Source organism: Sphingobacterium sp. WOUb80 (assembly GCF_050058145.1).
Taxonomy (GTDB): Bacteria; Bacteroidota; Bacteroidia; order Sphingobacteriales; family Sphingobacteriaceae; genus Sphingobacterium.
In genome coordinates this window covers 814,326-829,406 of record NZ_CP165617.1, presented here as the reverse complement: position 1 = coordinate 829,406, position 15,081 = coordinate 814,326, and the positions used below count along the sequence as shown (strand labels likewise).

Genomic DNA, 15,081 nt, shown 5'->3' with positions numbered 1-15,081 from the left:
CTGCCTCGATGCACTAATTTCCCTTGGGCGGAATGACACTGTAAAACTTCAGCCCTTCAGCTTCAAATTTCTTATACAGTACAAGTAATACATCATTTTTAAAAGATGAAGCATTAGCCGCAAAATTTACCCAGCCGGAAACGCTCAGGTATATCATCTCCTCACTTATATCCTGTATACTGATACCGCTATCCCTATCCTTGATAAAATGCACACTGCTTTCCATCGCTTCCTTGATCCATTTTCTAGCTTGTTCCAAATCTGCTTTCCGGTCAACGTGAAGAACAAAACTCGTCTTGCTGTATTCCTGGGATAATGTCCAATTGACGACTCTGCCCGAAAGCAAATCACCATTTGGAATAATTACATCGGCACCATCGCCAGTTTTTAAGACGCTAGCACGTATCCCTATCTCCTTGACACGCCCCTTTTTGTCAGCTAACTCTATCTGATCCCCCACACGAAATGGTTTATCAAAAACGAGGATAATTCCAGAAACAAAATTATTGATGATATTCTGCATTCCCAGACCGATACCGACACTGAGCGCACCGATGACAACGGTCAGTTTATCCAAACTCATGCCCAGAGCAGAGATTGCCATAAAAAAACCGATCAAAATAATAGCTAAACGAAATAAGGGAAACAGCGTCATCTTTTGGTTATACGTCTGATTGAGCTGTCCGTCTTCCCCTCCGAGAACGATCAAGCTGATATTTTTTTGGAACCAATTGGCTACTAGAAAAACCAGAACTGCAACAACAAGGTTGCCTAACGTAAATGAAATACTGCCTATACTTCGTACTTTGCCAAAAAATGTTTCGCTTAAAACCAGCAAGGTTTCTATAAATTGCAGGTTATTTGCTAGCACAATGATTGCCAAAAGCACACAGACGATCCGAAGAATTTCGGTGATGATAGCCAACGTACGCTGTTCATTAAAACGCATCCAGAATCCTGTAGTCAAACGATCTTTTTTAAACTGATTACGTACATCAGCCTTAATCATATCAGCAAAATATTGCAGCGTAAAAGATTGAACCAAACCAACGGCACAGGCAATACTAAAGCTCCGCGAGTGCTCAACATGGCCGATCACATTCAAGGTAATTGCCGTGATATTGAGGATAGCGAAAACGACATAAATAAAATTGCTGATATAGCCCGGACTGTCCACATTTTTGATTCGTCGTTTGGTGTAGCTGACAAGTCCGAGTGCGATCAGATTAAAGGCAATACAAACAATCCTTAAAAAGAGGTCATCGCTTACGATCATATTTACAAATACGTCCAGCAGATAGAATACAATGAGGATAACGGCAATTTTACGCTGTAATCCGCTCATGCGATGCCGCAGCAAAAACATGAAGATTAACATGATGACCAATTGGGATGCCTGCAAAATGAAACTTGGCGTAAAGAAATTGACAAAAGGCAACAGTGTCAAGAGAAAAATAATTGTTTTCCCAACTATAGCGTCAATCGCAAGTTTATGTTCAGGATCATTTTGTCGAAGAGCATAGGACACCCGTACAATCCAGTAGCAATATCCCAGTCCGAGTACAATCAGCAGAACACGGCTCGCCCAATCCGTCCGATTAACATATTTATCTATCGATGTATTGTTGCTATAATTACTGCGTATATTATTTAAAATAACATCCTTTGAAATCGCTGCCGTATTCGCTTTCCAGATTGAACTTTTGCTCGATGTGGAATCGACCTTTTTACTGACATTTTGTACTTCATGCACAGCATCAAGTCGTATTAAATGGCGTTGGTTCTTGGCGATAAGTTCATCTATCGTACGGTTGATAGTCTCCAGAGAATCCATTTTTGACGACAGCTTGAGCTGCGCGTTATCAAGGTATTGATATGCTCGACTATGATTATTAGCACTAATATCATAATGGCTGACCAAGTTCCTGATTTGATCCTGGGTAACATGAAGACTGTTTGAATAATTACTGATACTGCCCTTAATGGACTTTAGCTGCCTAATTTCTTCGTGAATACTATTTTTAATTGCAGCAATACTGTCTTTGGCCGATCCTTTATTGGTCGCAGTATACGTATTGGATTTTTCATTCAATTGCGCAACGAAATCTGCCATTGATCCAGTTCGAATATTAGAAAGAAAAGTCAAATTAACTTTCTTCAGGTCATTCCGTAAGGAGTCATTCCCCACTCGTGTAGAATCCGTAACTGACCTCCTATTAAAGCTGCCATGCGCTGCCGTGCGATCACTGGTCAGATTCCGTCTAACCTGAACGGAATCCTGTGCAAACACTTGTAGCTGAAAAGTCAGAAGACTTAAGACAAAAATAAAACGTGTAACGATGCCCAATTTCATACTTCTATTTTTTTTGATTTCCTTTCCCGGCAATGCATAAGCTAATTCGACGGAAAAAACATATTGCAAAGAAAGAACCAAAGCTGTTTTTTCGACAAAAATAAGTTATCTGAAGCTAAAATCGAATAGCATCTGTTAGTTTAAGTTCTTCCAACCTTTTTATTTTATCATCACGATAAAATAAGTTCATCGTCTCAAAAGGAATTAACTTCAGATCCTTATTGACGATGTGAACACAAGATTTCTTAACCGCGCGAACATCAAAATCATAGGCATCCATAAAATTCATAATGATAATACGAAATAGATTATCGTAATCAAGATCTGGTGCGCACACTTCCGGTAAACAGCAAAGCAGCTGGTTTACCTTTGGCTTCACTTTATCAACAGAAATTCCAGTGCTAAAAATATCTAATAGCTGTATCTGAACGCCTTTGTCCTGCTCATAGACAATAGTATTTCGAGATTGGTTATTTAATAGAATTGCAGGATCAATGTGTCGGGTTAATGGAATACGCTCTGCTCCAATCTTCAAGATGTATCCCATGGCTAAGGCATCAGGATTACAGGGCACCGGAATAATATCATGGGGATCCAGCAGCGGATATTGGTTCAGAATTTCCTGACGCACCTCGGTCAGTGTCATTTTATGCTGTTGGGCATCGGACGCATTTCGCCCGGCAATTTCCACTGGTTGAAAGGTTACCCCCCGTACACATCGCTGTTGTAGGGCGTAATCCAATATTTCCCCTATTTCATCATCGTTGGTTCCTTTTTCTAAGACGACGACCAATGTTGTACTTAGATTGAGGGCATTTAATTTGTCAATGGCCTTTTTTCGGACATCAGTGAGATCTTTGCCCCGAAACTTTTCGAGCACGGATGGGCGAAAGGAATCAAACTGAAGATAGATTTCAAATTCAGGGGCATACGTGGCGAGTTGCTCAGCAAAACCAGGGTCATTGGCAATTCTGATACCATTCGTATTGAGCATCAGATGCTTGATCGGTTTTGTCTTCGCGATATCTAAAATCTTAAAAAAATCAGGGTGAATGGTTGGTTCCCCGCCGCTGATCTGCACCACGTCTGGTTCACCTTCACTTGCCACGATTTTGTCCAACATTTGCTCAATTTCTTCCAGCGATCGATGTCGTCCATAATGGGGAGACGACATAGCGTAACAGGTTGGACAGGTCAGATTGCAGCGGTCGGTTACCTCAATGATGGACAGACAGCTATGCTGCTCGTGATCGACACATAGGCCACAATCGTAAGGACAGCCATAATGCACTTCATTGTCAAATTTTAAAGGTGTTTCGGAGGCTTTATTATAATTACGAATGTTCTTATAATAGTCAACATCAGTTGCAATCAGTGTTTTGAAAAAGCCATGATCAGGACAGTTTTTGGTCATAAATACCTGCTCATCCTCGATAATAATCTTGGCACCAACTCGCGAAAGGCATGTTGGACATAGGCTAATGGTATAATCGTAGTAGGTGTAGTTTCTAACTGGCATCGTTTTGATTTCTAGTTCATAAAGGTAAGTCCACAGGCAAGTCCTCCTGCCAGCATTGCTCCAATTCCACCCAACAAGACTTTAAGCCAGGGGTTAACATTGAATTTTGACTCTTTATTGCCAGCTTTGATAATCGAGCCGATAATAATAACCAAAAGTGCAATACCGATTACAATAGCACCTAAAGTAAGTAGAAAAAGTCCCAACATCGCGGTACTTTCCGAACCAAATGACCCTTCAAGCAAATACATAATTTCTATTTTTTGATTAAACGTTCATTTTTTAATAAATAAATATAATAAATTATCACCACGATGCAGGTAATTTGTATGGTACTTAGTCCCAAAAGTATAATTTCCCGGGGCTTAATAAAGTCCAGCAGGAAACGAAAACTAAAATAACTAAGCATAAAAAGCTGAAACAACACACCATTTCGATAATTGTATCGCCGTTTAAAAAGTTGGAGTCCTACAAATAAGAGCAGTAAAAATGCGATTTCATACAGCGCTACCGGATGCCGTTTATAGGCATCACCCAGGTACATCCCCAAGGGAGAGGTTGTGGGTAAACCATAGGTCTGCTCGAACACCCCCGTGTAAAAACATCCTATCCGACCAATGGCAATTGCGGTAATTAAAGGAAAGACCATCCTATCCCCGGTACTTTCTTTTTTACCCATAATCTTCTTCATCCCTTCTACGGCAACCAAACCTCCGGCCAAACCACCGATTATTGTATTGTTCACCCAGATGTAGACCCATTTATGTGTTGCATTGAGTAATTCAGCCGGACGCTCGAAGGAACCGATAAGATGCGAGCCGATTAAAGCGCCTAGACCTGCTGCTATGACAATAAGAAGTGAATTGCTATGCCCTAAACTTTCCTCATCCTTCCATTTGAGCAGTTGGTAATAACGCATACCAATAAACATCCCCAGTCCTTCCATAAAAGGATGTAAGAGAAATGTTTTTCCAAACAAATCTATCGTAACCGGAAACTCGATCATCATAAGCATAAACAAGTATACGAAAGACGATCAAGAAAATGATAAACAAAAGTTGCTGCACACAGAACAAAACTATTAAAACGAAAAAGCCAGTCCGAGAAATGGACTGGCTTAGAAATAATTATTTTACCACAGCAATTATAGCTGATTGTTGTATACAAAGCGTATTTCTTCACGGAGGTTATAACGCGAGGCCATCACTTCGCCATAAGCACCTGCAGAACGAATAGCAATTAAGTCGCCGCGTTTTGAAACTGGAAGTGGTACTTCTTTCCCAAAGCAATCCGACGATTCACAGATTGGCCCAACCACATCGTAGTTAATGGATTCGGCGGTGTCTGTCGCACTGATATTTTCAATTTTATGATAGGCCTGATACAAGGCTGGGCGCATTAATTCAGTCATTCCGGCATCCAATACCAAGAAGTTCTTCTTGACACCATTTTTGACATACAACACACGACTGACCAAGCTTCCGCATTGTGCGACCAAAGCCCGTCCCAATTCAAAATGTACTTCTTGCTGTGCTGTACGCTCCAGGAAGCGGTCGAAGATATCAAAATAGGCTTCAAAATCGGGAATTGTATTTCCATCCGGATTTTTATAATCTATCCCCAATCCGCCACCGACATTCAATACACGGATTTGTGTACCGCGTTCTTCAAACCAGTTTTTCCATTCATTGACCTTCACACATAGACTTTTGAATACGGTCATATCCGTAATCTGTGATCCGACGTGAAAATGAAGACCTACCAATTCAATAGACTCACATTTTTTAAGCACGGCTGCACACTTTTCCAAATCGGCATTGGGCACACCAAATTTGTTTTCGTCAAGCCCTGTTGTAATATAATGATGGGTGTGTGCATCCACATTTGGATTGATCCGTAAAGCCACATTTGCTTTTACACCTTTCTTTGAGGCAAGCTCATTGATGACTTCAAGCTCCTGAATGGATTCAACATTAAACGCAAAGATATTTTGATCGAGCGCATAATTGATTTCCTTATCGGATTTACCAACGCCAGCAAAAGTGACTTTCTTGGAATCAAAGCCACATTCAATGGCTTTCTTTACTTCATTGCCACTCACACAATCCGCGCCAAAGCCGACCGCTTGAATCGCCTTCAATAACTCGTCATTAAAATTGGCCTTTAATGCATAGTGAACATGAAATCCTCGTTTGTGCGAAGCAACATGCGCAGCCTCCAAGGTCTTGTTTAACACATTCAGATCATAATAATAAAACGGCGTTTCTTTCTCTGCAAACTTCGCCGCGATACCTGTATTTATCATATAAAAACCTAATTCTTAAAATAAACGATTGTGCAATGAACGTAATGCTTCTGTTTTATGATCTGAATTCAATAGAATAGACACATTAAAGTCTGAACCACCGTAAGAAATCATACGAACTGGAAGGTGTTTTACAGCATCAAGCACGCGAGCAGCATAACCATGGCTATTTAAACCAAAATCGCCTACAACACATACAATGGTCTGATCACCATCAACTGTTACTGAACCAAAATCCTCCACTTCTTTGATAATATCCGCCAAATTTGTTGTATCATCAATCGTCAAAGATACCGCCACTTCCGAAGTTGTGATCATATCGATTGGTGTTTTATAACGCTCGAATATTTCAAAAACACGGCGTAGGAAACCATAGGCAAGAAGCATTCTCGACGAATGGATATGAATTGCTGTGATACCGTCTTTCGCTGCTATAGCACGGATACAACCTTTCTGCGCACCATCTTTACTGATCAATGTCCCTTTTGCATTAGGTTCCATCGTATTCAACAACCGAACTGGAACGTTATATTTTTGCGCTGGGAATACCGATTGTGGATGTAAAATTTTAGCACCAAAATAAGCCAGCTCCGCAGCCTCATCAAAGCTTAGATGTGCAATCGGTGTTGTTCCTTTGACAACACGCGGATCATTATTGTGCATTCCGTCGATATCCGTCCAGATCTGCACTTCCTCGGCACGAATTGATGCGCCGATCAATGAAGCTGTATAATCGGAACCACCACGGCGCAAATTATCGATTTCACCAAATGAATTTCTACATATAAAGCCTTGTGTGATAAATAGCGTATTTTCTGGGCTCTGTGCCAAAATATGACTTAGCTTTTCACCGATATACTCTACCATAGGCTCATTGTCCTCGTCGATTTTCATAAAATCTAAGGCCGGCAATAACACGGATTTTATACCGATTTCATTCAAATAGAAATGCCATAAAGCAGTAGACATCAATTCACCTTGCGCCAGAATAACTTTTTCTTCAATAGGTGTAAATAATTCATTGGCCAAGGTAGAAATCAGATTAAAATGGTAATCGATCAATTCTTTACCATTTTTATACCCTTGTTCAGTACTGAAAAGTTCTTTAATAAGGTCTTCGTACTTATCCTTATGCTTCTTGACCAAATCTTTAGCTTCGTCCTTCTTACCCGCTGTGTAAGCTTGACCTATTTCAACCAAAGCATTTGTCGTTCCAGCAACTGCGGACAATACGACGATCTGACGTTCAGCAGGGTTTACTATATCCAACAACCCTTTGATACGTGCTGCACTCCCCACGGAAGTACCACCAAATTTTAAAACTTTCATACTGAAGTTACAATTATTAAATTTCTGTGTGCCAATATAGGCAATTCATGAATTTATATTAAAAAAAATGCGGCACAAAATCATGAAAGTTTTGTGCCGCATATCTTATATGTTATGCGGAAGAATTACTTCTTCAAGTTTTCGATCAGTAGACCGGCCAGTTCTTCGCCGATTCTTTCTTGAGCTTCATTGGTTGCTGCCCCGATATGAGGCGTCAATGAAATTTTAGGGTGTTTCAAAATCTCTTCACGTGGAGTTGGTTCATTATCGAATACATCCAAACCAGCAAATGCAACTTTACCGGAATCCAATGCTTTCACCAATTCCAATTCATCGATAACGCCACCTCTGGAAGCATTGACTAAGCCTACACCGTCTTTTAACAATGGAAACTCAGCAGCACCGATAGCCGGTTTATCCAAAAATGGAACATGTAAAGAGATGAAATCAGAAACTTTCAATAAGTTTTCCATTTCCACCTGCTGAATAGGCACGTCGACTTGAATACCGCCAGAAAGCGCTATTGTCAATGCTTTAGGTCCTTCAAATAGATCTGTATAAACGACATCCATACCTAAACCAATGGCGATCTTGGCAACTTCACGGCCGATACGACCAAAACCAACGATACCGATCGTCTTACCACGAAGCTCTGTTCCGGCTCCATAAGCTTTTTTCAGCGCACCAAATTTAGTATTGCCCTCAACAGGCATTTTCCTGTTAGAATCGTATAAGAAACGTACACCGTTCAACAAATGGGCAAAAACCAATTCGGCAACAGATAAAGAAGATGCCGCCGGTGTATTGACAACAGCGATACCTTTTGAACGCGCATATTCCACGTCAATATTATCCATACCTACTCCACCACGGCCGATAACTTTCAAGTTAGGACAGCCATCGATCAATGCCTGGCGTACTTTTGTCGCACTGCGTACCGTGATTGCATCATAAGCAAGTAGCTTCTCAGCAAGCTCTTCCTGTGGAATATGGTTTGTATCTACACTATGACCTGCATCTTCCAACATTTTCTTTCCTAGTGGATCGATACCGTCATTCGCTAATATTTTCATCTTTATAATTCGTTTTTAAAGGTATCAGTACCGTTCAACTCATCGGAAGATCCAACCAGGTGAATACGATACGACCTCTATAATTCTTAATCTAACTAATTATCAGTTTGTCAACTGCTAAATTTCAGCAACATGCACAGTCCCTTAGGCGGTATGCGTATCCTCAAATTCTTTCATTGCATCAATCAACGCATTTACGCTGCTTAATGGTAAAGCATTGTAAATCGAAGCTCTAAATCCACCTACAGAACGGTGACCTTTGATACCAATCAAATTACGCTCTTTTGCCAAAGCCAAAAATTCAGCTTCCAACTCTGGTGTATCCATCACAAAAGTAACATTCATGCGGGAACGGTCTTCTACAGCAGCAGTACCCTTGAACAATGGATTGCGATCGATCTCATCGTATAAAGCACGTGCTTTGATGATATTCTCCTGCTCCAATACAGTAACACCACCTTTTGCTTTTAACCAGCGAAGATTTAACATAGAGACGAAAATCGAATATACGGGCGGCGTATTATACATTGAACCACCATTGATATGCAACTGGTAATCTAACATCGATGGAAGTACGCGGCCTGATTTACCAAGGATATCATCTTTCACGATAACTAAGGTAACACCTGCAGGTCCCATATTTTTCTGTGCTCCCGCATAGATCAAATCATAATCTGCTACATTGATCTCACGTGAAAAGATATCCGAAGACATATCAACAACCACTGGCAATGCTGTCTCAGGTTTTTCAAAGACTTCAGTTCCATAAATGGTATTGTTGGCTGTGTAATGGAAATATGCTGCATCCGAAGGAATAGCATATCCTTTCGGTATATAGGAATAGTTTTTATCAATCGACGAAGCTACAACATCTACTGTACCGAATTTTTTAGCTTCTTTTAAAGCTTTTGTCGCCCAGACACCAGTATCCAAATAAGCAGCTTTACCACCTTCTGGCAATAGATTCAAAGGCGCCATTGCAAATTGCAGACTGGCTCCGCCCTGAAGGAAAAGAATCGAATATCCCTGAGGCACTGCCAATAACTCTCTTACTAATTGTGTCGCTTCGTCTATCACTGCTTCAAACTCTTTGGAACGGTGAGAGATCTCTAAAATTGATAAACCTGTGTTGTTAAAATCAATTACAGCTTCTGAGGCTTGTTGAAATACTTCCTTTGGCAGAATACATGGACCTGCTCCAAAATTATGTTTCATTGATGTTATAGTTTGTTTGATTGCCTTTTTTAACCCTAGCTCAGCAATCTGTTGTTTTAAAAACCAAAGGTAAAATAAAATTATATATTTTTCAACTAATCTCTTTTTTTATTGAAAATTTACAAAATTCTAAATGATTTCAATAAAAAGATCGCACAACAAATCCTTAATTCAATGCAAAAAACATCAGATAAGCAAAACCTTCCAAGCCATATCTACCTGATTATCTTGCAAATACTCCTTCGCTTTAAGCTGAAGGTGGGTATTACGGGAGGATTGATCGCCAATAAAGGCATTTAACAATTCGTAAATTTCGGGAAGCCCGGTGATGTCATCCACTTCCTGCGGAGTAGGTAAACGCTCGGCCTGAGCTAATTTAATTTTATCGTTCTCTGTAAAAATACGCGATTCCCTTATAAAAGGTGGCAACTGATTATAGTCCATAAAAAAGCAGAAATTTTATTCAAATTTCTGCTTAATATCTCAAAAAATAAAATTCTTATATTTTTTCAATAATTCGATCTGCAAATTCACTTGTTTTGACTAAGGTAGCATCATCCATCAAATTGTAAAAATCCACCGTCACGGTCTTAGCCAGTATCGTCTCACCCAAGGCCTTAACAATTGCCGCCGCAGCTTCGACCCATCCCAGGTACTCGAACAGCATAACGCCGCTTAAAATAACCGAAGAGGGATTCATGGTATTGGTATTTGCAAAGCGAGGTGCAGTACCATGGGTGGCTTCAAAAACAGCATGCCCTGTTTTAAAATTGATATTTGCCCCCGGTGCAATCCCTATACCGCCAACCATGGCGGCTAGTGCATCAGAAATATAATCACCGTTCAGATTCAACGTTGCCACAACGGAAAAATCCCGTGGATTAAGCAGGATCTGCTGTAAAAAATTATCGGCAATCATATCTTTAATCAGAATTTTGCCTGAATCCAAGGCCGCTTTTTGTTCTTGGTTAGCAACCTCAGCACCCTTTTCTTCTTTCGTTCGCTCCCACTGTCCCCACGTATACGTTTTATCGGCAAATTCCGTTTCAGCAACTTCATAGCCCCAAATCTTAAAAGCTCCCTCCGTAAATTTCATGATATTTCCTTTATGAACAATCGTCACGGAAGGCAAATTGTGATCAATAGCATGTTCTATCGCTGCACGGACTAATCTTTTGGACCCCTCCTCAGAAACCAGTTTGACACCAACTCCTGTAGTGGCCGAGAAATTGTAATCAATATCAAGCTCATCATGCAAGAAATCCTGAAACCTGTTGGCTTCAGCTGTTCCTGCCTGAAACTCTATTCCGGCATAAATATCCTCTGTATTTTCACGAAAAATGACCATATCCACATATTCCGGATGTTTGACTGGCGAGGGTACCCCCTCAAACCATTTTGTCGGCCGTTGACATACATAGAGATCCAAATCCTTACGCAAAGCAACATTCAAAGAACGGATTCCACCGCCTACTGGCGTAGTTAACGGCCCTTTAATTCCAACCAGGTACTCTTTTAATACATTCAGCGTATCTTTTGGTAGCCATTCGCCTGTTTCGTTGAAAGCTTTCTCTCCTGCCAACACCTCCTTCCATGTTATTTTCCGTTGTCCGCCGTACGCTTTCTCCACTGCTTGATCAAAAACACGCACTGCCGCATGCCAAAGGTCAGGACCAATACCGTCGCCGATAATAAAAGGAATTGTTGGAAAATCTGGAACCTGTAAAGTTCCTTCACTCGACATTGTAATCTTATTCGACATAATCTGCGATTTTAATGGAAGGTATACCTATCCTTTATTAAACATATTTCCGATTTCTTTGCTAATTTTTCTAAAGATTGGAGCAGCTTCCACATCTTCATATTCGTCGATATGGGCATTTTCCACTCTACTAGGAAACACTAAAACAAGATTTTCGTTTGCATAAATACGATCTAATTTTTTTGCTACGCCATCTAGGGAGTCACGGTAAGACACCTCCCCATTTCTAGCCGATACGAAAATAAACATTGCCTCCTCCTCCTTAAACGCTTTAAGGCCCTGCAAATTGTCCCAGGCATCATAATGTTCAAAGGTGACGGGAACAGAATTTTTCAATTCGGCAAGATGTGCTTCAATGGCAGCAGCGGAACGTGCATCGACAACAAAAGTGATCGAAAGGGATAATTCCTGAGCAAGCTTAACCACCTTTTCCAGCCAATACTCGAACCCAAATTCAGCCTCGCACATCGGTGGTGCAAAAACAACGATGGACTTATTAGAAATAAAAGGTTTTTTAAAATGACATAACATCACATTTGCAGAAGTTCGATTTAAAATACTTTCTGTTTTCTCTCCCACAAACTTATCCATAAAATTCGCTGCGCTCGGCCAGCCCAAAACAATACAGTTGGCAGAAACCTCTTTTGCCGACCGCGCAACACCGCTTGCGATATTTAAATCTATTGTCGCGCTGATATTCACATTTGTTTCGCTGCCGGAAGCATAACGCACCATGTTATCCAGATTCTTCCGTGCTTTAGACATATTTAGCTCGGCCTGTTCATTGTCTTTCACAACAGAAACAATATTGACCGGATAGGAACATTTCTTACTCTTAATATAGGTGGAAAAGTCCAAAATCGGCTCCATATTATCCATATTAGCAATAGATATCAGGATGTTTTCATCTTTTTCCTTAACAACATCCGTATGCTCTTCATCCTGCTCGCCATCCATAACCACTTTACGCGAAGCATTTCCTGTAACAACTGTAGCGACGATGCAGGTCACCAATATCAATAGGATGGTACCATTGAGTACGTTCTCGTCAATAATACCGTTCTTATGACCGACCATGATGACAGCCAATGTTGCCGCGGCATGGGCACTGCTCAAACCAAATATCAGATTGCGCTGACCACGGCTATACTTGAAAACGATCTGCGTCAACCAAGCTGCCACATATTTTCCGACGATAGCCACAACAGTCAACGTTCCGGCAATAATAAGTGCCTGAGGCCCCTTCAGGATCACGCTGACATCAACAATCATCCCCACCGATATCAAAAAGAAAGGAATAAAAATTGCATTACCAATAAACTCGATCCGGTTCATCAAAGCCGAAGAATGCGGAATCAGTTTGTTCAGGGCCAATCCAGCTACGAAAGCGCCAATGATCGGCTCAAGGCCAGCAATTTCCGCTAAAAAAGCAGCAAAAAAGACAACAGAAAGGACGAAAATATAGTTTGATGTCTTCTCACTTCCCAAGCGCTCAAAAAACCATTTTGCGATCCTTGGAATAACACCAAACATGATAAACAGAAAGATAGCAAAGGAAATTGTCAGAGTCATCCAAAATTCATTACCAATATTTCCCTGGGAAACGCCCGTAATCACAGCAAGTATAATCAGCACTGCGGTATCCGTTAGGATTGTTCCGCCTATCGTAATCGCAACAGCCTCCATTTTTGAAATACCATAGCTATTCACAATTGGATAAGAAACCAACGTATGAGTAGCAAACATGCTTGATATCAATAAACTCGGCAAAACACCGTAGCCCAATAAAAAATGACAAACGGGATAGCCAATGCTGATCGGCACGATGAATGTTAAGAAACCAAAGAGTAAGCTTTTATTTTTGGTCTTTTTAAACTCATTCATATCTAATTCCAAACCAGCGATAAACATGATATAAAGTAGGCCTATTGTTGAAAATAACGTTATCGCCGAGTTTTTTTCCAGCCAGTTAAGTCCATGAGGTCCAATGATAACACCTGATATAATTAACCCGATGATGCCAGGGACTTTGATCGGTCGCAGTACAATCGGTGACAACAGGATAATAAAAAGTACCAGCGAAAATATAAGTACAGGATTTTGTAAAGGTGCTTCGAAAGCGTGGGAAATATGCTCAAAAGTTTTATTCATAAGTGCTTGTATACTAGCCGTAAAATATAAATACTTATTTTTCTATACAGCTCGAAAAATAGTTAACAGCACTAAAAATACGATTTTTTAAAGAAAGCGAAGCCTAAAAAATAGTGTTACTTAAAAGAAATGGCTTTGATCGGACTAATCTTGGTAATTAGCATTGACGGAATAAATAAGGAGATCATTCCGATAAACACGACAGCCAAATTAACGAAAATCACATCAGACCATTGAAGTTGAACGGCCACATAAGAGATATAATAGGTCTTCTCATCCAATTTAAAGAAATGAGTAAAATCCTGAAAAAAGTAAAAACCTAAGCCTATAAGATTTCCGATCAATAATCCGAGCCCGATGAGGTACAAGGCACTGTACATGAAAACCCGGCGAATTCCGGCATTGTGATAACCTAATGCTTTTAAGATCCCAATCATTGAAGTCCGCTCAAGAATGGTGATGAGCAATGCGGAGATCATATTGATAATAGCCACCACTGTCATCAGTATGAAGATGATTTTTGTGTTCATATCCAGCAATTCCAGCCATTGAAAAATATCAGGAACCTGATCCTTGATGTTGATTGCCTGCATATCAATAGGCAATAAATCTTCAACCTTGTTCGTTGTCTGTTCGAGCTGACTAAAATCCTTAATACGAATTTCATAGCCCCCCACTTCATGATCATCGAGGTTGCTCAGTTTGCGGATAACATTGAGCGATCCGATAACATAAACCTTATCGAGCTCTTCAGAACCCGTATTAAAAATGCCCTTAATGACAAATTTTCGTTTACGTATGGGATCCTGCACGAAATACATAATAAAATCGTCGCCGACTTTCAAGAGCAGCCGGTCTGCAAGATACTTGGATACCAAAATCTGATTATCTGCATTATCCGATTTAAAGTCGATCATATTTCCTTCCACCAACATACGCTGCAGGGGCGCTTGATTATACAATGAATCGACACCTTTGAGGACCACTCCCTCAACCTCATCGTTCACATTAATAATCCCAGCCTTGGTCGCGAAGGAACTGATTGAATTGACTTCAGGAATCGCCAATATTGATTTTTGGAGCTTCGGTGTAAGTGTTATGGGTGAATTTTCATAGGACTTATTCAGGTCATAACGCAAGACCAATACATCCGCAAAAAAACTCCTTTGTTTGCTGATAATCTCTCCCTTAAATCCTCGCAATACTGCAATAGATATGATAATCGCTGCAATAGCAAGAGCAATTGCACCAATAGTCACCCGAACGATCAATTTTGAGAACGTTCGTTTTCCAGAAAATGCGATCCGATTTGCTAAAAAATAAGGAAAATTCAAGCTTTCAATATATTTATGTAACTTCGCAAAGTTATAAAAA

Annotated in this window: 12 protein-coding genes; all 12 read right to left on the bottom strand. The window is 40.4% G+C overall.

Annotated features, from left to right (window positions below):
• Nucleotides 1-13 precede the first annotated feature (13 nt).
• The 12 genes from AB1Z56_RS03235 to AB1Z56_RS03180 all read right to left on the bottom strand — a co-directional run bounded on the left by AB1Z56_RS03235 (nt 14) and on the right by AB1Z56_RS03180 (nt 15,041).
• Entirely contained in the window at nt 14-2,353 is a 2,340-nt protein-coding gene (locus AB1Z56_RS03235) for a mechanosensitive ion channel family protein (protein WP_426791062.1), read from the bottom strand.
• Between the two features lie 115 nt (nt 2,354-2,468).
• Complete coding sequence (locus AB1Z56_RS03230; protein ID WP_426791061.1) at nt 2,469-3,872, bottom strand: radical SAM protein; 1,404 nt, start codon at nt 3,870-3,872, stop codon at nt 2,469-2,471.
• Between the two features lie 11 nt (nt 3,873-3,883).
• On the bottom strand, nt 3,884-4,123 hold the full coding sequence (locus tag AB1Z56_RS03225; RefSeq protein WP_309361534.1) for a hypothetical protein: 240 nt from the start codon (nt 4,121-4,123) through the stop codon (nt 3,884-3,886).
• Nucleotides 4,124-4,128: 5 nt separating this feature from the next.
• Entirely contained in the window at nt 4,129-4,881 is a 753-nt protein-coding gene (locus AB1Z56_RS03220) for a prolipoprotein diacylglyceryl transferase (protein ID WP_426791060.1), read from the bottom strand.
• Nucleotides 4,882-5,016: 135 nt separating this feature from the next.
• Nucleotides 5,017-6,177, bottom strand: a complete 1,161-nt coding sequence (gene lysA / locus AB1Z56_RS03215; protein ID WP_309361538.1) for a diaminopimelate decarboxylase — start codon at nt 6,175-6,177, stop codon at nt 5,017-5,019.
• A gap of 15 nt (nt 6,178-6,192) precedes the next feature.
• Entirely contained in the window at nt 6,193-7,506 is a 1,314-nt protein-coding gene (locus AB1Z56_RS03210) for an aspartate kinase (RefSeq protein WP_309361540.1), read from the bottom strand.
• Between the two features lie 125 nt (nt 7,507-7,631).
• Complete coding sequence (locus AB1Z56_RS03205; RefSeq protein WP_309361543.1) at nt 7,632-8,579, bottom strand: D-2-hydroxyacid dehydrogenase; 948 nt, start codon at nt 8,577-8,579, stop codon at nt 7,632-7,634.
• A gap of 144 nt (nt 8,580-8,723) precedes the next feature.
• Nucleotides 8,724-9,794 carry a 3-phosphoserine/phosphohydroxythreonine transaminase gene (serC, locus tag AB1Z56_RS03200; protein ID WP_426791059.1) on the bottom strand — a complete coding sequence of 357 codons (1,071 nt, stop codon included), beginning with the start codon at nt 9,792-9,794 and terminating at the stop codon, nt 8,724-8,726.
• A 186-nt stretch (nt 9,795-9,980) separates the two neighbouring features.
• Entirely contained in the window at nt 9,981-10,238 is a 258-nt protein-coding gene (locus AB1Z56_RS03195; RefSeq protein WP_309361547.1) for a hypothetical protein, read from the bottom strand.
• 55 nt (nt 10,239-10,293) lie between these two features.
• Nucleotides 10,294-11,556: an NADP-dependent isocitrate dehydrogenase gene (gene icd / locus AB1Z56_RS03190; protein WP_309361549.1), complete on the bottom strand. Its 1,263-nt coding sequence runs from the start codon at nt 11,554-11,556 to the stop codon at nt 10,294-10,296.
• A gap of 27 nt (nt 11,557-11,583) precedes the next feature.
• Nucleotides 11,584-13,707 carry a cation:proton antiporter gene (locus AB1Z56_RS03185; protein ID WP_426791058.1) on the bottom strand — a complete coding sequence of 708 codons (2,124 nt, stop codon included), beginning with the start codon at nt 13,705-13,707 and terminating at the stop codon, nt 11,584-11,586.
• Between the two features lie 116 nt (nt 13,708-13,823).
• On the bottom strand, nt 13,824-15,041 hold the full coding sequence (locus AB1Z56_RS03180) for an ABC transporter permease (protein WP_309361553.1): 1,218 nt from the start codon (nt 15,039-15,041) through the stop codon (nt 13,824-13,826).
• Nucleotides 15,042-15,081 lie beyond the last annotated feature (40 nt).

Bases quoted from the DNA above. Each gene is read 5' to 3' on its own strand.
- AB1Z56_RS03235 (WP_426791062.1), bottom strand. From the start codon at position 2,353: ATGAAATTGGGCATCGTTACACGTTTTATTTTTGTCTTAAGTCTTCTG.
- AB1Z56_RS03230 (WP_426791061.1), bottom strand. From the start codon at position 3,872: ATGCCAGTTAGAAACTACACCTACTACGATTATACCATTAGCCTATGT.
- AB1Z56_RS03225 (WP_309361534.1), bottom strand. From the start codon at position 4,123: ATGTATTTGCTTGAAGGGTCATTTGGTTCGGAAAGTACCGCGATGTTG.
- AB1Z56_RS03220 (WP_426791060.1), bottom strand. From the start codon at position 4,881: ATGATGATCGAGTTTCCGGTTACGATAGATTTGTTTGGAAAAACATTT.
- lysA (WP_309361538.1), bottom strand. From the start codon at position 6,177: ATGATAAATACAGGTATCGCGGCGAAGTTTGCAGAGAAAGAAACGCCG.
- AB1Z56_RS03210 (WP_309361540.1), bottom strand. From the start codon at position 7,506: ATGAAAGTTTTAAAATTTGGTGGTACTTCCGTGGGGAGTGCAGCACGT.
- AB1Z56_RS03205 (WP_309361543.1), bottom strand. From the start codon at position 8,579: ATGAAAATATTAGCGAATGACGGTATCGATCCACTAGGAAAGAAAATG.
- serC (WP_426791059.1), bottom strand. From the start codon at position 9,794: ATGAAACATAATTTTGGAGCAGGTCCATGTATTCTGCCAAAGGAAGTA.
- AB1Z56_RS03195 (WP_309361547.1), bottom strand. From the start codon at position 10,238: ATGGACTATAATCAGTTGCCACCTTTTATAAGGGAATCGCGTATTTTT.
- icd (WP_309361549.1), bottom strand. From the start codon at position 11,556: ATGTCGAATAAGATTACAATGTCGAGTGAAGGAACTTTACAGGTTCCA.
- AB1Z56_RS03185 (WP_426791058.1), bottom strand. From the start codon at position 13,707: ATGAATAAAACTTTTGAGCATATTTCCCACGCTTTCGAAGCACCTTTA.